We start from the raw sequence: 19,156 nt of genomic DNA on the forward strand, positions 1-19,156 counted from the left end.
AACTTGAAACAATCACAAATATAATCCCACTTGATATGTAGAGTCAAAATATGCACCTATTAAATCCTCAACCTTTAGAGCAAAAGCTAACTGCAAATGTGTTACCTCATCCCATTTTTCGTTTTCATATGCAATAATTAATTTTAATACCTTACTATAATAATTATCTTTTTCTCCAAGTAATGCACTTTTAACCGCACTGGGCATAGATAACTCTTTTAATATCTCATTAAGTGGTCTTTCCAATATAGCATCTATTAAAGAAAACATTCCTGTTAAAAATGCATTAAATGATTTTTCCACCAGTCCTGACTTGATAAATATGGATTCTGCAAAATATGCCCTAACTAGTGTATTAACTGTAAATATCTCTGGCTTATCATTGGCAATTGACTTTACACAGGTTAAGTTTATCCATTTTTTTATTTTATTTTCTCCAAAATAAACAATAGCATGCCTAATTGATTTTATCTGACTTTTTAAGCAAAATTGAGCAGAATTTATTATTTTTAACAAATCATATGAAAGTGAAATATCATTTTTAATCAAATTTTCGATATTTTCAATAGATATTTCTTTTGAATTTATCTCCTTTAGTAACTTTATATATAGAAGTTTATTTTCGGGTATTTTTTTACCGGATATAATTACAGGTTTACTAAAATAATAGCCTTGAAAATATGTATATCCATACTGCATAGCTTCATTAAATTCATCACCTGTTTCAACTTTCTCTGCAAGAAATTTTATTTTTTTAGATTTTATACTATTAATTATTTTTTTTCGTTCATAATCTGGAGTTATACGAAAATCAACTTTTATTATATCTACAAGATTAATAAATTTTTTATGTTCTTCATCAAAAGGAAAATCGTCTAAAGCAAGTATAAATCCTTTTTGTTTTAGAATTTTACATGTATTTATCACTTTATCTGATGGCTTTACATTTTCTAAGATTTCAATTGCTACACTTTCAGGCGAAATTATTTCAAATATTCCCGATGTTAAAATGTTTTCAGTAAAATTAATAAACGCCATTTTGTTCTGAACTATCTTATCCATACCAATATAAAAAATACTATTTTTTATAACTTTAATAGTTGCTGTATCTCCATCGCTTTCAATACATTTATTTTTTTTAATATTGTCTCTAAACAAAAGTTCATATCCATAAATTTTATTAAATCTATTAAAAATAGGCTGCCTTGCTACAAATATATCCATAAGGACCTCCTTTTTATACGTTTACATAACACAATCTTTAATTTATCTGATAAAATATTTTGATATGCTAAACGCACATATTAATTTAAACATAAGCTCATTGATATTTATAAATGAATCCTCCTATTATTCCTGTTTCTACTGCTTTCACATATTATATTTAAGAAAAGAATCAGGTTGCAAAACTAACTTAAAGGTATCAGCACTTTGAATTATTAATTTCTCTAGTTTAACAAAAATTTAAAATACTAAATATATGTCCACTTAAGTATATAATCGATGGATCCGAATAAATATATAAGTAGTTTTTTATATATTTTTTTATTTGAAATCATCTACATATATAATTAACCGATATTTATATAAGCTATAAATATATGAATAGTGAAATTATGGGCATGGGGAATACAAAATGTAATAGAAATTATTTTGGACCAATAGATGAGTACGATAAAAGTATTCAGCCTAAAGAACGATTAAAGAAAAAATTAAAAAGAGCATTTCTGCTCTTGAATTTAAACATAATAAGAAAAATGCGAAATAACTCAACTACACATTATGCTCATACTCTCAACTACAAATTGAAATTAGTTAGTTCGATAACTGAAAATATTACTGTCTTATAAATTAGGACTTCTATGTTCTATATTATACTCACATTTGCTTGATGATTTCCAACCAGTCTTCTGTTTAACCTCGCTGCCTTTTTTTATAAACTCCGGAACCTGTGCCAGAATAACAGAAAGGAATACGATTCCACATCCAATCAGTTCATTGCTGCTCAGGCGCTCATTTAATATTATCCAACCTGCAAGAGCGGCAAATACGGATTCAAGACTCATTACAATAGATGCAACCGCAGGCTCAGCATATTTCTGGCCTACCATCTGTAGGGTATACCCCACACCACTGGATAGAATACCGGCGTAAAGGATTGGCAACCATACGGCAAGTAGGACATCCATGCTTGGCTTTTCAATGATAATCGTAGCAATCAAAGATAGTGTTCCACATACAAAGAACTGGATGCAGGACATTTTGATGCTGTCAAGCTTTGAGAAATGGTCGATAACCAAGATATACGCCGTAAAGAAAACCGCCGAGACAAGGACCAAAATATCACCAAGATAAATGACGGAGAAACCACCCGAAAGGCAAAGCATATACATTCCGGCAACGCAGCCGACCACCGAAAATAAAACGATCGGGTGCAGTTTTTTGCCGGAGATTCGAGCACACAGAGCGACCATGACTACATAGCTTGCTGTGAGGAACCCAGCTCTGCCGGAGGATGCTACACCGTCAGGATAAACCGAAATGCCGAACTGTTGGAAGTTGACGGCAGAAAACAGAGCAATACCACAGAGTAGGCCGCCAATAATGACTCGCTTGGAATCTGCTTTTTTCAGTTTTCCCGTAAGTGCCTTTTCAAAAGCCTTTCTCACTTCCATAAACACAAGCAGAAACAGCGCAGCGACCAATGAGCGTGCCGCATTGAAGGTAAATGAACCAATATTATTTGCCGCAGAGGATTGTGCCACAAAAGCCACTCCCCATATAAGTGCAGTTAAAAGCAGTATTAATGTACCCTTTGTTTTTTTCATAACAGACTTCCTCTCTTTTTCATAATAAAAAATACCGTATGCAAGATTAGCCTCGCATACGGTAGGTGCTCACCCGATGAAATTTCTTTATGTTTAGTATTATAGCACTCTTTTTACGAATTTGCACTAGTGTGGAAAAACTTCATCGCAGCCTTCGTTTTGCACAGATAATATTTGATATATCAGCTCTCCAAATTCCTGTTTATCGGTAAAATTATATAAATAATCGTTAGTTCATGGTTTCCTACTATCGCAAAGTAACCAATACCTTATAGTTGTGCGTCAACCCTTCTGGCTTCTTCTCTCCAAATAATCTGTACCTTAGATAATCATCTACATATACACAAAATGGAACTAACATAAACCATATTAAGGTGTAAGATAAACATATCTGCCCATACAAATTAAAAGGTTCCCTAGAATAATCCCATATGCCTAATCCTAACCATATATTAAGTATTACACCACTTATAAATTCCAGTACAAGAATTATAAGAGTTCCTATAATGCACTGCTGCCACATTTTTCTGTCATAAAACATTTGATGCTCATTAAGCCTTCCTATTAAAAAAGCACTTATTCCACCAACTACCAACATACTTATATGTGTCCATCCGTGCCATAAACCCTCCAATACCATATATAAAGCACCCATCATGAATATTAAAATTAGGTCTTTCTTTAATCTAGAATAATTATATCCCATGCTACTGAATTCACCTCTTCTACTGTTGTAAGTGTTTTTACATAAACCTGTAATAATTCTTTATACTTTATAGTATTTGTCATAAAGTTTTCGTTATAAGTATTTCAAACAAAATAAAAAAATTATCTCTAGCCCCTATTTTGCCTTATTTATTATTATTCCGGCGTTAGGGGACATCATAAAAATATTGTAACAAATCAAGGAAGCAAAGCTAAAGAATATATTACCCTTTCATTACTTCTTAATCTTGTCATTTAAAATATTTAAAACTAATTCATAAAATCCACACTCAATACGTATTTTATTTAATGATTTTTCTTTAAGCTTACTTACTACATAATTCAAAAACCCCGATATAAATAAAATCATATATACACAAATAATGAAAGATATAATATTATTTTTATTATCACGAATTAATATAAACGCCATAGTTACTAATATAGAAATACCTGTTGCTACAAATGTCATAAAATGGCTATAATCAATCATTTTTTCTTTCCCCTTGCATAAAACTAACTTATTATTAAAATATATTTTTATTTCTTCTAAACTCTTTAAAATCCCATGTATTTCTACTTTACGATATAAATATAGATCTTTTGAATCAAATTTACTATTAATATAATCAATTAAATTAAGAAGCTTTAAATCTAATTGCTTTTCATCCATTAAATCAAACTTTCCTAGTTCATTAAAATCTAACTCCTTATTTGCATATTCATAATAACTCTCTATAGTTAACTTATCCAAAGACAACATCTCCTCGATATTTAATACCACATATATTCTTCACAATCCCCAAAATTCCTCCTAAATTTTAGATAGATTTAATATTCTATGTTGAATATTGGTATTGAAGGAGATATTACACAGAACTTCGTAACTTATTTGCTAATTTACTTTCAAAATCTATGAATAGAGGTACTAAAGACAGAATTCATTCATTATTAAATTGATATTTGCCTTAACTTATTATTTTACGCTCTATTTCTACAAATTATCCACAAGCTATGCACATTATCTACAACATTAAAATAATTCGACTTTTTCCAATAAAAATAAGCACCCTAAATAATGGATGCCTACTTTTAACAATGTTATTTTGAAGGGACGCAATTTAATATACTAGCTTCTGGCAGTTGCATCTATATTTAAAGTGCCCTGCAACCACAGACACCGGGTTAAATCTTCATACAGTAGGGAACTAATTTATAATCTGTTATAACATTTATTATATATGGTACTTGTTACAATCTAGTGTCCTATGTAATAACTATTTGTAAATAATATAAAATAGACACTGCCTAAACAAACAGGCACTCATTTTCCCTCTAAGTTTTAACAACTTAGGACATTTTTATTGTATATTATAATTATTTACATAATATGTATTGAATGTTAAATGATATTTACAATCATGATAAAAGACACCTAAACTTGCTAAGTACCTTACCCACTAATTGCCACTGTATACAATTCCCTATTAACTAAATCTTTAAAATATAAAAATAAGTACTCTAAATGACGAGTGCTTATTTTTATATAACATTATTTTGAAGGAGACTAATATTTATACTATCCTGTGGCAGTTGCATTTGAGTTTTAAGTATCCTGCAACTACAGACACCAGTTTACATTTATGCTTAGGGGGCATTAATTTATAAACTATTTATTTAAACTAAGGTTATTTCCTTAGGACACTTATAATTATATATAGTATTTATTACAGTTTAATGTCATATTTATTAACTTATTGTAATGAATTTTACCATTATATGAACAAAACAGAAGATAATCCTTAACCAGGCAATTATGTATTTTACATTTAAAATCCTAATCCCTATATAATTATTATATATTAATCGTATATATTAGTTGTCAAAACATTATGTGATTTAACCCAACATGAAAATAAGCACCAGTTTCTCCAGTGCCTATCTCTGACAAATACTACTGTAAATATACTAGGGGAAAAACATTTAAAAGATTATACCTTTCGATTTTATCCTTATATATTACAGTATAATATTTATGCTGTATACAAATCCTATTACTAAAACTATTAATACAAAATGATAAATACTTCTTCCTATAGTTAATTTTTTTGAGCATAAATTCTGCTATTCACAACTCTTCTTATCCTCACAGTAGAATAAATTATTATAATTATTACTATGGGGATTATAATGATACATTACATAAGTAATTTATTTCACTGTTCTTAAACGAATAACTTCATTTGAAAATGATTCTGAATATTTTCTCCACACAGCATAATTTATTATTAATAATATTTGTTGAATTATAACTTTCAAGATACAATTCACTTTTATATAGAAAACCTTTTTAGGTGATACAGCCTTTGACATCATTGGAATTTATCGCTACTTTTTGCAGGAATTAAAGTTTTCAAACATACCTAAACCTATAATACGCCCTCAATAAAATCCTGTACTAGCTGATCTTTTAAGGGAACCCATCTTCTTATACTTTTTTAACTTGGTATTTATTCTTAGATACTTAAATACTATTAATTTTTTGATATGAGCACATTGTAAATGTGATTTTCAAACGATATTTCTTAATTTGTTTATAAGTATGTCCATTTCTTCGTCAGTTCCTATGCTTATCCTTAGAAAGTTGTGAATTCTTGGTTTGTCAAAATATCTAACAAGAATTCCACTATTTTTCAATTCGTTGAATATTATTTTAGCATGGATTCTATTGTGAGTGACAAATAAAAAGTTAGCTTTAGATTCTAACACCTTAAATCCTAGATCTTTAAAATAAGGTATTACTTTTTTTCTCGTATTTATAATTTTGGAACTGATATTTTTAAAATAATGTTCATCTTCAAAAGCTGCTTTTGCTCCTGCCATGGAAAGACGGTTAACTGTATATGAGTTTATAGAATTTTTAATTCTGTTTAAGCCTTCTATTAATTCTATGTGACCAAAAGCAAATCCAACCCGCAATCCTGCTAATGCTCTTGATTTAGAAAGTGTCTGTACAACTAATAAATTTGGATAATCATTTACAAATCTAGCTAGAGATTCTCCACCAAAATCTATATATGCCTCGTCAATTATAACAACACTTTCCATATTATATTCTACAATTTTTTTTAAATATTCAATAGCCATATATTTAGTAGTTGGTGCATTAGGATTTGGAATTACAATTCCACCATTTCTAATACAAAAAGAATCTATAGGGATATCAAAATTATCATCCAACGGAATTAATTCATATTTTAGATTAAACAATTTAGCATAAACTTCATAAAAACTATATGTTATATCTGGAAAAAGTATAGGTACTTCTTGATTAAAGAAAGCCATAAAAGAAAATGCTAATACTTCATCAGAGCCGTTACCTATAAAGACTTGATCTGAGGATAATTTATAATAATTTGCCAAAGTATTTCTCAGCTCATCACAATTGGGGTCAGGATATAATTGAAGATTATTATTAGCTGCTTGTTCTATAGCTTTAATAACTTTAGGAGAAGGCGGATATGGATTTTCATTGGTATTTAGTTTAATGTATTTTTTATTTTTAGGTTGTTCTCCCGGAACATAGGGTTCAATGTTTTTTGCAATTTTGCTCCAATATTTACTCATATATGATGCTCCCTTCTATTTCTACATTTTTAAATTTAAGTATGTTATATTGTTATTTGAAATTTTAAATTTCTATGATACTCACTTAACAAATACATAGACTTAAGTTCACACTTATCTGCTGATAATCTATTAACTGCAACCGTACTTATAATGGTTTTACTGGATTCGTTCCTGAACAAGGAACATTTACCAAGCATTTACCACAAATATCAGTGAAATCAACATCTGAATGAAATTTATCGTTATACAAACACATTTCATAACATTTGTGTCTATCAAAATAATCAACTTTTAAAGCATTATTTACACACCTATCTACACATTTTTTGCATATATTCATATGTTTATATAAACAATTTTCTTTATTTTGTCTTTTAGTAGGCTCTAGCTTTAGTTCAGTTACAAAACTTCCAATTCGTCCACAACATCCTTTACCAGTAATTAGCATATTATTTAATCCAAATTTACCTAATCCTGCAATAAAAGCAACGTGTCTTTGAGACCAATCAGTAATTAATTTCTTATCATCAAAATTATATGTTGGTGGTATACTACTTAATTTATACCCTAATTTTTGTAATTCATTTGTAATAAAAGTATTTAAATCTACTATTAGTTTATTGGTTTCTATATAAGCTATTGCCTAAATTTTAGAGCATTCTTTCCCTTCTATATTGCTTTTAACAATGTCTTCATTGAAGGGTATAAAATATGATACCACTGTTTTTGCTTCAGATAAAAAATCTTTGGGCATCGCATGAGAAGAACTTACCACATCTTTAAGTTTATAAAACATCTCGTCCATTGCATCTGCATATGCTACCAAAGGTTCTTCCCATTTGGTTTGAACATCTTTTATTTTTAAATAGTGCTGTACAAATTGCTTTATAATTATCTCTATTTTATTATCCATTTTTCCCCCTAAAACATTTAAGATAAGTCATAGCAATTTACAATCCCATTATAACTAATTCTAGTATATCATGAAGTTTGAGGGAACTAAATTGAATTATTTAGACATTCTTGAAGATACATCCTATACCTCTTCTATACAGTATTATAGTTAACCTTTATCCCTCTTAATTTCAAAACGTCAGTACTTGAACTAACTTACATATACCACGCAAATTTTATCTTCTTATCTAAAAGACCAAGGGGCGTCCACTGCATTTCAGTAATTCCTTGAAGTACTGAGACAATTATATATGACTCACTAAATAAAAAGTCTTCTTTCATGCTCACAATTACAGACTTTAGTCCAATTATTTGAGTTACCACAGGTACCGGCATTTCAGCTAGTGGTGACCATATTTTGAATATTGGAGAAGTGGGCACAAGTCCTGTCCTTTCTTTATGATAATTGTCATCACCATAGCTTTGAAATTTATTTGCTATCAGCGCGGAAGCTTTGAAACTCTGATATAGCTTTGACTTGAAGTATCCCAATGTTTAATACCATTTCCATCTACCATAATGTATTTAATGTTTGGCTGAATATAGGAGCCCTCCTGAACAGTGTATGATTTTCCCTAATCCTGCCCCGGGGTAAAAGCGTAGGATCTATTATTTCGAAGAGTTAGGGTAGTGGTTCCTAAAGTTGGATTTACAATAGATACAAATCATCCTATTGCTTCCAATAATTTTAATCTGGAGCAATAAAAAAACTAGCCTACTATAATATAATAAGCTAATTTAATGTGAAAAATTTTTTCTATATATAATTATCCTATTTTAGTACTTTTCTTATCAACCCAATTTCATCAATATCTAATCCATGACCATGTTTTTAGCTTCTAAAATTACTAATTCTGTTGGATCGAGTTCCTTGACTTTTTATTTATTCCAAAGAATTTTAATCCTTCTTCTGCAAAAAGATCCATTGCCCTTTTCATTATCAGGTCTTCATAATTTTTAGGTTTCATCACTTCACCTTCCCAGCTTCCTATTATACCTTTATTTTACCAACTTTCATAATGTACTATTTCCTCAAGCTTTTTTCTTGGACGAGTTTCTGGTGCTTCATTAGCATAACCAAGGGTGATGATACCAACTACATACTTATCAGAAGGTATATTTAAAATTGGCCTGATTTCTTCTTGTATGAACCATCCAACCCAGCATGTACCTAATCCTAAACTATTAGCTTCAAGTAGCATATAACTTATGGAAATCGATGTATCTCTAATTATTTGTTTTAGTTCTTCTTGTGGACTATCTTCTTTTATTAATATATCCACATTTTTTGCTATTCTACAACGTATATCTGCAACACATACAATAAATACCGGAGCAGAAATCATCCACTGCTGATTATGAGATACTTTAGCCAATTTTTGTTTAATTAACTCAGACTTTACTATAATGAAATGCCAAGGCTGGGTGTTGCTGCCGGATGGGGCAAGTCTTGCACTCTCAACTAGTTGAATTATTTTCTCATCTTCAACTGGTCTATTGAGATATTTTCTTATACTTCTACGTATTTTAATCTCTTCAATCATATCATTTAATTCACTCCTTAAAATTCCATATTTGAAATCTAATCCCCAAAATCACAATACATCAGGTAATTTATATTTAACCATTTCAATACAATTAGTATTATTTTCTAATGTTTGTGTAGTAATTTTAACAGGCTTAGCAAATATAGTTGGATAATCAACTTCATCATATTTTGCGCGAATTGGAAATGCCAGCTGTTCTCCGTCTATTAAAAATTGAGCATTCTTACCATTTGTATTACCACGAGCATCTATTCTAATCCACTTGTTTATACTTGAAAGAAAAACTGCATTTAAAGCATGTATACCATATCCTGTCTCTGGAGTATCACCTAAAGTTAATCTTTGATAGCAAAAACCAATTGGAATGCTTTGACACCTTAATAGTGCGGCCAACAACATTGACTTTGCATAACAAATTCCTTCCTTATACTTCAGCACTTCTGATGCAGTTCTTGTTACTATCTCACTTTGAATATCCCAAGAATGTGAAATTTCATCCCGAACATATTCAAAAGCAATTTTTATTTTTGGAATTTCATCCAAATTATCACTAAACAATTCTTTAGCTCTATTTTGTATAACTTTTTTATCAAAATCAACATATTTGTCAGCTAATAAATAATTTGATAAATCTTCATATTCTAATATAAAATTCATTTAGTTGCCTCCTTTTTATATTTTATTTGATTTGTATTATTTACGATTGTCCAAATATCTTAGATTTACGATTAATAAAACATATAAGAATACTATTACTGCATGTATGTATCAAATCCAATTATCCTAATATATCCACTCTGTAACTTCTTGTAGTAACTTTCGTGGACGTGGATAAGGAGATTGATTTGGATAGCCTATGGCTACAGCAGCTATAAGTTCATCTCTACGATTTAACCATGAACATATTTCTTTATCACAATAAAAAATATCACAAATCCAAAGAGTACCTAATCCAAAATCCTGTGCTGCTAAAAGAATTGTCTGCACAGCTGCACCTATTGATTGAATATCAGTAAGTAATCTATAGTGATTATAGTCTTCTTCAAAATTAGAAAATGCATTAAAGACTAAAACTACTGCCGATGCTTCATCAATTGAATTGATGCTTAATTCAAAACTTCCAGTAGGTTTGTTCTGTTTCTTATGTAGACTTAACATATTCTCCATAATACTTACTAACTCATCTTTCTTCCTATTTTCAAGAACGATAAATCTCCATGGTTGACGATTTTTACCTGAAGGTGCCTTAGCTGCTAATACTAATAATTTTTCTATGATTTCTTTTGGTACTATTTTATTTTCAAATTTTCTTATACTTCTCCGTTTTTCTATTGCCTTTATTGTATCCATACCAACCCTCCTCAAATTTGAACAACACTTTACTTATTTTTTTATAGTCTCAAAGATTCCAATGGACTTCAAAGCATCCTTAAAAGCACATATATAATTCCATATTTTCATTTATTAACTATGAATAATTTTATTAGCTTTTTCTATTTCTTTGGGTTGGATATATATTTCATAATATTCATTTCTACTTCCATTGATAGCTATAGGATTTCTAACTCCTTTGTGCCTTATTATCTTAGTCTTTACTTTAATCCCATTACTCATAAGTTTATATTTTATAGCACAATATTCTTCTATTTTTACAGTAAAAAAGATCATCTCCCAATGATTCTCCTTTAAACGTTGAAAAAGTTTGTTTAACAAAATATCACTTCCCTTCATTTACCTTTACAATGCAAAAATATACACTTGTGACACAAATTAAGAATATTGTTCAGTTATGATTTAATTTTAATATTAGAGGTTTTTCTCAAACGTAAATATAAAAAACTAATACCAAATCCAACAATCAATCCTCCTAAGGCAGCGACAATCAACCATTCAAGAGCATCTTCTAAAATCAAACCCCAAAGTAAATTTTTCAAGTTGCTCCAATAAAATTGATTTCTATAATTAGATATATAAAATTCTGACATCGTTGATTGTCCTATAAAAACAAACTTAATTGGAATGTACATATAATAGGAAAAAACGGAGATAACCCAAACCAATATATTAGCAAAGATTGACTTAACTACTGATTCTGATATTTTTGCTTCATATAAAACAATTGGTGTGATTGGAATCAACCAAACTCCCCATGCTACTAAAAGCCACATTATGGTTGAAGTAATTATTCCACGAGTAATCTCTTGATAGTAAAAATCAAACACTCCAAATAAAATTCCAACTAAAATATAAATTAGTCAACGTTTCTTCATAATAAGAACCTCTTCCATTATATCTACTTTTAAATTGCCCTTATTTCTATTAAATTACTATTCACTACCCAATAGTTGTTTTCATAAAAACATCAGCAACCATATTATCATTATACCTTACTGTTTTCACAAATCCATTTTTCTCATAAAGCTTAATTGCTCTTTCACTGCTGCTTAATGTATCTAGGTACATTGCATTTGTATTATTCCTACTTTAGATTGAATAAGTAGTTTTAGAACACTTTCATTTGTACCCGGATAGTTGGCCGTACCATCTGAAATTGAATTTTGGTTTAAAATACAGTGTGATACCAATACGATTTTTTTATTTCTAACATCAGAAAACATAAAATTTTACTCCATTAAATTTAATATGCAGCAAATTACAATTTTATAGTAACTAATTCTAGTATATCATGAAATTTGAGGCAATTTAAATTACTTAAAATTTTTTTAACCAATTCCTCTTCTACACAGTATTATAATTAACTCTTACTTCCTTCAACCTTAAAACATCCATACTTAAACTAACTTCCATATACCAAGCAAATCTTATCTTCTCATCTGAAAGGCCAAGAGACGTCCACTGTGCTTCAGTAATTCCTTTAGAGGTGAGTATTTTTATATCAAAGTTTCCTTTGGTTGTTTTTTTATCGTAGATACAGAGCATCCTATCACTTCCAATAACTTTAATCTGGAACAATAAAAAACTAGCCTACTATAGACATAATACTTCCAAAAACCATTCAAGCTGGCGCCTTGTTATAGCTCTTACTTCTCCTTGATTCTTTGGCCACTGAAATTTCATTTCATCAGAAAGAAATTTTGTAACCAAGATAAAACCATTTCCATCCTATCTTTATTGATATAAATGAACACCAGAAAGACTCCCTGATAAGTAAGTCTTTTTATTATTTTATTAGAAATTTACCACATAAAAGCACCGTAAATTCAGTGAATAATACAGTGTTCTAAATAATTATTCGTTTTTTGAAAGTTATGAAAATAGATAAGTAAAAACACTTCATTTATTAAGTGCATTCTCTACCGCCTTCATAAATGCCTTACTGGTTGTTGTAGCACCAGTTACTGCATCTACATCTACTTTCTGTTGTTTTATAATTTTAGTAAAAACTCCTTCTGCATAAGTCACATAGGGACTTTTCCGATTATCTATCCCTTCAATATTAATAATTTTATGGTTTTCAACTTTTACCTTCACCTTATATGCATAATTTCCAGCCTTCGATTCTCCTATATATATTCCATCATTAATCCTTGTAAGATCGACATTTTTTATAGGTATATTTCTTATTGTGTTTAACTTTATAGCATTAATGGTTGCAAATCCAACACCTATAGCTATGAGAGGTAATAATATCATAATTACTGTTTTTTGTTTAATCTGTCGCTTTACATTCCTTATTCCCCATGGTTTAAAAACAGAAATCACAAAAATAAGTAAAATAGCTACTATCTCAACTGCATTAAATACTACGGCTCTCTGTTGAAAATTTAAATATTCTCTACTCATTGTTGAACTATTTAATCCTGCATCCGCTATAGATGTCATACCATTTATAGCTGGTCCCAAACCAAAACAAGTTACAGCAAACATACTTAATACAATCATCCACTTGAATATTATCCATCGATGTTTAACAAATTTCCATTCTGTGAACAACCCAAAGATAAATGAAGTTAACATTAGAGCAAAGAAAGCATAATTCACTCCCCACGTAAATATTTTAAGAATGCTTAAATCCACTGCAAAAATGTTTTCGGTTATCATATGACAATTTTGTTTAACTATGAAAATAATGAAAATTGATAATAAGCTACCAAATACACTGGCTGCAAGTATAATATGAAAAGTCTTTACTATTTTTTTATAATAAGCACTCATAGTCCAGTTTTTATCCACAATCACGTTCCCCCTAGAACTGCCTCTTTCTAGATTTATAATATTGTTCAATGTTATACGAGAATTTTTATATCTATTTCTATCAGCAGTTTTTTATATTCCCAACTTAACTTACATAGAAATTGTAACATATTTTTAAATTTTTAACACCGTATTATTCATTTATCAACGAATCATGAATTGCTTCACAGCCACCAATGAAAATACATTAGCCGTATCTTCCCAAGTAACAATGCTGATTGTTGAATTCTAAGGTATAACTATTAGTGTAGAACTTCTATTTTCATAACAAAGAACATCTGTATATTTAGATTTATTGGTTAGTTCACCTAATTTTCATCACCTTCAACATACCAACTTGCTTTAATTTCTTGTGCTCTTGATATAACAGTATTTTTTAAAGTATTATAACCATTTGAATCATCAGTACCTTCCTCTGGATATATTTCAAGTTCATTTAATTTTTGAATAATTCTTTCCATAGAACCCAACTCATCACTAAAAAATTCACTTCCTCTAATTCTTATAAACCTCCAACCCAAACGTTCTAAAATAGATTGTCTATTCATATCTTCTTCCAGCTTATCTTCTCCATGCCATCTTTCTCCATCGCACTCAAGAGCTACTCTATTATCCTTATGACTTACTACCATATCTATTCTAAATGCACCTACTTCCCATTGTGGTGTTATATGGTATCCTCTATCTATTAAATATTTCATTACTCGCTTTTCAAATTCTGATTCAGCTTTAACTACGTTCTTTCCAAATTCTACTTGTCTTGATTTATAATTATTACAATACTCTAATAACCCCTTTCTTATATCACCTTTTTTTAAATCATTTTCAGAATCTAATGAATGAACAAGCCATAACTGATCTTTTGCACGACTTACCGCAACATTATATCTCTTCTTATATAAATCATCACTTCCAAATGATTGTAATCTAAGTGCTCCTTCCCCATCATTAGCATCTACCATAGTTAAGAATATAATATCTCTTTCATCACCTTGAAAATTAGCAGGATTACCACATAATATATTTCTCTCATTATATTCTTTAGCAGCCATTTTACTTTGTAATTTTCTATCTATTAATGCAGCTTGCTTATCTCCTTTTAATGTTATTACACCAAAATTCTTACCCATATATTCTTTTTGTTCACAACATGCTAATATTAAAGATACTACTATATCTATTTCCTTTTCATTTGTTTTATTTACAGTTACTGCATCTCGAACCCTATAAGTTACTATAGGTGGTTTTATTTTAATTTGACTAGTCTCACGTAATGGTTTAATCTGCCCATTATATGAAAGCAGATTTGAATACTGGATTATTTCAGGAACACATCTAAAATGTTCTTTAAGCCTTACTGGCTGATAACCTGATGTTTGTGCTAAATCATATATTGAAAATTTACCACTATATAAAGACGGATGCGGTATATTGATTAAATACTCTCTAGCTAAGTTTTCAACATCATCAGATTTTTCACCTATAGCTAATGGACTAACCTGCTCATTATCACCAACAATTATTACTTGTTTTCCTAAATATAATGCAACTATTGCCATAACATCTGCCTGACTTGCTTCATCAATAATTACTACATCAAACTTATTTTTTTTAGGTTCAAAGTTCTCTACTACTTTATTTAGAGGCATTATCCAAACAGGAACTGCCCCTTGACATTCTGGCATTAATTTACGAGCCTCAGATTTTAACTTTTCTGCTCTTTTTCCTTTTCCTTTACCTATCTTTCTGATAAGCTGTCTCCACCCTTCTATAGCTCTAACCTGAGATTTATTATCTTCAAAAGCTTTTAATTTATATAACCATGCTTTGTTAAATGCAAGTTCTGCCGTATTTTCTCTTAATGCCTTTTCCATATCTAATATATCGTTTTGAATCTCTTCAATATTAACAGAATTTCTATCATCTATTTCCTGTTTAAATTGAGCATATTTCCAAGCATCATTTATATTTAAGAAAACATTTCCTCTTCCAAATTCATTATTTCTTAATCTTATTTCATCAGCCCATATTGGTGCTGTCTTTTCTAATCTGCTTATTAATTCTCTTCTTCTAATAATATTCTTTCCTATCCCCTTTATGTATACTATAGCTTCATAGCATTCCTTATATAAATTTACATCTTCATTCGTCAATGCATTTTGAAGCCGACTTATTATTTTACTATTTTTATTAGCTGAATACTTGTTAATTACACTTTCGATTTTTTCTTTATTTTGTTTTATCTCTTCATACTGAATTCTATTGATCTGTGATTGCATAGCTTCTATAATTTTCTGACTTAAATCTGTCTTAATGTATTTTAAATTGCTATATTTATCGCTAGATAAATCAACTCTAGTACTAATTTTATCTAAATCTAACCCAGCTTTTTTAATATCATTTTCCATTTGGTTCCAAGTATCATTGTACCAATTAATATTCTCTTTAATTATAGGTATATACTTAACACATGTGGCTTCAAAATTTTCTCCCATAGCTTCAGTAGTATCAGCTCCTAGTGGAACCATTTGCCTATTCCATCTATTCTTTAATTTTTCTCTTTCCAATTTTAAATTATAAAATTTATTTAAAGCTTTATATTCATTGGATTTTACAGGAACATGCCCATTTACTCTGCATGAATTTATAAATGATTTCATTTGTTTATTTAAAAGAAGATTTAATCTAGTTATTTTTCCACCACTTTCAAGCTTTCTGATTATTACATCCATCTGCACTTTAACATCCATGTTATTATCTAAATCTTTAAATTCAGGATTATAATTTAAAATATCTTCAGAACAATCTAATGAGAGATTATATACTCTCCCAATTTCATTCATTAAATTAATCCAGTTTTTCTTTAGCATATCTTCTTTCGAATCTTGTATTACTTCTAAAGTCCATAATTTATTTAAATTAATATTTTTAACAGCATTTTTAACTTTATCAATTATTGATTTTAGTGTTTGTTCACTTATTTGGCGGTTACTTTCCCAAAATTCAGCTCCATGATCCAATACTTTTTCTTCGAAAGAATTTTTTTTATTAATTAAATTATTAAATTCTATAGGCGTTATTAATTCAGAAACATCTGGCAGATTACTATCAAATTCATTTTCTTCATCCTTAGAAATTGCTTCATTGCTTAAATATAATTCTTGTACTTCTTGCTCAGTTAAGGATAAATTCATACCTTTTTCAACAGGTAATGGAATCCAGCTTGCATTTTCTTTATGTTCATTAATAAATTTTCCACAATCTTTAGGTTTAAACTCTTCTCCTCCTATTACTATATATCTGTATTCATTTAATCTTGCATTTTTCAGTTCAAGTTTCAATTTGCTTAGTTTTTTGATTTTATCTTTTCTATCTCTTTCTAATGAAGTTATTTTTTGATTTAAACTATCCGGTTCTAATCTAGATCTATTTTCATTAATAATATCTAAAGTATTCTCCATTTCAATTCTGCTTTCAGTTGTAGAAAGCAAACTTAAGCATAATGCCTGTAAATTGTCAGTAACCTTTTCTTTTAAAACAGCTAAAGCCTTTTCACTATAACTTGTAACTAATATACTTTTTCCTTGAGACAATAAATGTCCTATCATGTTGGCAATTGTATGAGTCTTTCCTGTTCCTGGAGGCCCCTGAACCAAGACAGCTCCACGCGTTTCTAAATATTTTGCTACTGCTAATTGTTCAATATTTGCAGGCTTTGTAAGAATAATATTTTCATCTAAGCCATTTGAAGCTAATAATGTGCTACTATTTTCAGTACTTGTACTATTGCTATTATTTAACTTAGTGCTATTATCTTCATCTACTCCAATTATATCTTTCAAAAATTCTGGAATAGAATCTACTTCCTCTAAGTCTTCTAAGATAGCATCAATAGCTGACTCGAAACCCATATTTAATTTTCTAACAAATAAAACTGGTTTTCTAAATATCTGTGGATATTCTTGAAATTTAAATTCTCCATCATTATCTAAAAATTCACCATTAGGAGATAAAGCATGAGCAACTCTATTAAGAAATGAATCACTTTCATCAATATCAAAAGGTGAAAATTCTTCTGTTTCAAATTCTTTATAAATTTCTAGTAATAATTCAGTATTAGAATCTGGTACTAATGTAAATACGCTTTTATATAATTCAGGACTTCTATCAAACACTTCAATTTTAAATTCTGGAATGTTAGCATCAAATATTAAATTGACTTTTTGCAAAAGAATAGGATGATATATTTTCTTTTCATACTTACATCCTAAAATTCCATCACCAAAAATCAATTCCATAGCCTCAGATTCTTTTTTTAATGTTGAATATAATGTATATAACATATTAAATATATCATCAACATCATGTGCAGCTATTTCTTTTTTTGACCAAATAGTTCTTTTGTCCTTCCAGTTTTCTAACGCTGATATTCTTTTTTTATCATCATCAAAATTAATTTTGACTAGTTTTTCTTCTCCTGTTCCTGAGTCTTTTTCTATTTTACTTATTGACTTTTTTATATTTACTTCTTTATCAAATTTGCTCCATCCATTTTCAAGCCATTCTTTTAATTCTAAAGGAGGTTTAGGACATTCAGTAAATTCAGGTTTGCCCACAGTTAATATTGCGTCAGAATCATTATCTTTATGTATATTATTTTTTATATTTTCATGTATAGGAATATCCTCAAGCCACCTACACCAATGTTGTGAATCAATATCTGTTATAGTAGGATTTTTTATATTATTATATTGCTTTAAAAACCTAAATAGGTTGCTAGCTTTATTCTTTTCTTTCTCACTAAGCATTAGTTAACCTCCAAAAGTATTTTTATATAAAATTTTATTTTTTTCTACACAATTATACCATATATTTCAACAAACACCATATAGTAAGCTTCACGTATATTATCTGTTCATTTGCTAGTTATGTCCTTTATTTTTCCTGCCTTATCAAATATAACATTGATAATATAAAAAACCCTCAAGTAAATCATCAAACACTTAAGGGCTCTACTTAACTATATTTTCTTTTCTCCTTGTTTGCTAACCCTATATTAAGAAACATATACTATTCTTACCATTCTCTAATCCCAGCTATATCAATACTTCTAACCGTGTTTCTTTTTAGACCTTACTAATCACTCCACATGAAACAGTTCAAGCAACATGTATACTGGAAGCAAAATTATTGTATCAATATCAATACCTTTAAATCCCATAATAAGTTAGAAGATACAAATACCTATTTCACTCTATACAATTTCCTCAAATCACC

The 19,156-nt window shown here is 29.2% G+C and carries 18 protein-coding genes and 1 pseudogene; all 19 read right to left on the minus strand.

All coding sequences use genetic code 11. From position 1 onward, the window contains the following. Nucleotides 1-12: 12 nt before the first annotated feature. Nucleotides 13-1,224 (minus strand): EAL and HDOD domain-containing protein, encoded by a 1,212-nt coding sequence (locus BS101_RS14325; RefSeq protein WP_073539439.1) that lies wholly within the window; start codon nucleotides 1,222-1,224, stop codon nucleotides 13-15. A 620-nt stretch (nucleotides 1,225-1,844) separates the two neighbouring features. Further along, nucleotides 1,845-2,828: a DMT family transporter gene (locus tag BS101_RS14335; protein WP_073539441.1), complete on the minus strand. Its 984-nt coding sequence runs from the start codon at nucleotides 2,826-2,828 to the stop codon at nucleotides 1,845-1,847. A gap of 247 nt (nucleotides 2,829-3,075) precedes the next feature. Continuing rightward, nucleotides 3,076-3,534 carry a putative ABC transporter permease gene (locus BS101_RS14340; protein ID WP_073539442.1) on the minus strand — a complete coding sequence of 153 codons (459 nt, stop codon included), beginning with the start codon at nucleotides 3,532-3,534 and terminating at the stop codon, nucleotides 3,076-3,078. A gap of 234 nt (nucleotides 3,535-3,768) precedes the next feature. After that, nucleotides 3,769-4,287 carry a hypothetical protein gene (locus tag BS101_RS14345; protein ID WP_073539443.1) on the minus strand — a complete coding sequence of 173 codons (519 nt, stop codon included), beginning with the start codon at nucleotides 4,285-4,287 and terminating at the stop codon, nucleotides 3,769-3,771. A gap of 1,817 nt (nucleotides 4,288-6,104) precedes the next feature. Beyond that, nucleotides 6,105-7,160 (minus strand): histidinol-phosphate transaminase, encoded by a 1,056-nt coding sequence (gene hisC / locus BS101_RS14350; protein ID WP_073539444.1) that lies wholly within the window; start codon nucleotides 7,158-7,160, stop codon nucleotides 6,105-6,107. 148 nt (nucleotides 7,161-7,308) lie between these two features. After that, nucleotides 7,309-7,611, minus strand: a complete 303-nt coding sequence (locus BS101_RS23910; RefSeq protein WP_242951281.1) for a hypothetical protein — start codon at nucleotides 7,609-7,611, stop codon at nucleotides 7,309-7,311. Nucleotides 7,612-7,806: 195 nt separating this feature from the next. Then, nucleotides 7,807-8,076, minus strand: coding sequence for a hypothetical protein (locus tag BS101_RS23915; RefSeq protein ID WP_242951282.1), 270 nt, complete (start codon nucleotides 8,074-8,076; stop codon nucleotides 7,807-7,809). A 197-nt stretch (nucleotides 8,077-8,273) separates the two neighbouring features. Then, nucleotides 8,274-8,609 (minus strand): hypothetical protein, encoded by a 336-nt coding sequence (locus tag BS101_RS14360; protein WP_073539445.1) that lies wholly within the window; start codon nucleotides 8,607-8,609, stop codon nucleotides 8,274-8,276. A 512-nt stretch (nucleotides 8,610-9,121) separates the two neighbouring features. After that, the gene (locus BS101_RS14365; RefSeq protein ID WP_073539446.1) at nucleotides 9,122-9,661 is read right to left on the minus strand and encodes a nitroreductase family protein; all 540 of its coding nucleotides are present in this window, start codon (nucleotides 9,659-9,661) and stop codon (nucleotides 9,122-9,124) included. A gap of 51 nt (nucleotides 9,662-9,712) precedes the next feature. Next, a complete protein-coding gene (locus BS101_RS14370) occupies nucleotides 9,713-10,321 on the minus strand; it encodes a transglutaminase-like domain-containing protein (RefSeq protein WP_073539447.1) in 609 nt (202 codons plus the stop codon). Between the two features lie 126 nt (nucleotides 10,322-10,447). Next, a complete protein-coding gene (locus BS101_RS14375) occupies nucleotides 10,448-11,014 on the minus strand; it encodes a nitroreductase family protein (protein ID WP_073539448.1) in 567 nt (188 codons plus the stop codon). A gap of 114 nt (nucleotides 11,015-11,128) precedes the next feature. Continuing rightward, nucleotides 11,129-11,377, minus strand: coding sequence for a hypothetical protein (locus BS101_RS14380; protein WP_242951283.1), 249 nt, complete (start codon nucleotides 11,375-11,377; stop codon nucleotides 11,129-11,131). Nucleotides 11,378-11,451: 74 nt separating this feature from the next. Then, on the minus strand, nucleotides 11,452-11,832 hold the full coding sequence (locus BS101_RS14385) for a hypothetical protein (protein ID WP_198039485.1): 381 nt from the start codon (nucleotides 11,830-11,832) through the stop codon (nucleotides 11,452-11,454). 166 nt (nucleotides 11,833-11,998) lie between these two features. Beyond that, a complete protein-coding gene (locus tag BS101_RS23920) occupies nucleotides 11,999-12,127 on the minus strand; it encodes a GNAT family N-acetyltransferase (protein ID WP_242951284.1) in 129 nt (42 codons plus the stop codon). Beyond that, complete coding sequence (locus BS101_RS22845) at nucleotides 12,118-12,282, minus strand: hypothetical protein (RefSeq protein WP_156876056.1); 165 nt, start codon at nucleotides 12,280-12,282, stop codon at nucleotides 12,118-12,120. Before BS101_RS22845 ends, BS101_RS23920 begins: the two co-directional genes overlap by 10 nt. Before the next feature lie 121 nt (nucleotides 12,283-12,403). After that, entirely contained in the window at nucleotides 12,404-12,604 is a 201-nt protein-coding gene (locus BS101_RS14390) for a hypothetical protein (RefSeq protein WP_073539451.1), read from the minus strand. Nucleotides 12,605-12,652: 48 nt separating this feature from the next. Further along, nucleotides 12,653-12,775, minus strand: a pseudogene (locus BS101_RS24625) (hypothetical protein); the annotation flags it as partial. Nucleotides 12,776-12,958: 183 nt separating this feature from the next. Beyond that, the gene (locus BS101_RS14400) at nucleotides 12,959-13,858 is read right to left on the minus strand and encodes an FMN-binding protein (RefSeq protein WP_073539452.1); all 900 of its coding nucleotides are present in this window, start codon (nucleotides 13,856-13,858) and stop codon (nucleotides 12,959-12,961) included. 329 nt (nucleotides 13,859-14,187) lie between these two features. Beyond that, nucleotides 14,188-18,687, minus strand: a complete 4,500-nt coding sequence (locus tag BS101_RS14405; RefSeq protein ID WP_073539453.1) for an AAA domain-containing protein — start codon at nucleotides 18,685-18,687, stop codon at nucleotides 14,188-14,190. Between the last annotated feature and the right edge of the window lie 469 nt (nucleotides 18,688-19,156).

The sequence above is a fragment of the Clostridium kluyveri genome (assembly GCF_001902295.1).
Classification (GTDB): domain Bacteria; phylum Bacillota; class Clostridia; order Clostridiales; family Clostridiaceae; genus Clostridium_B; species Clostridium_B kluyveri_B.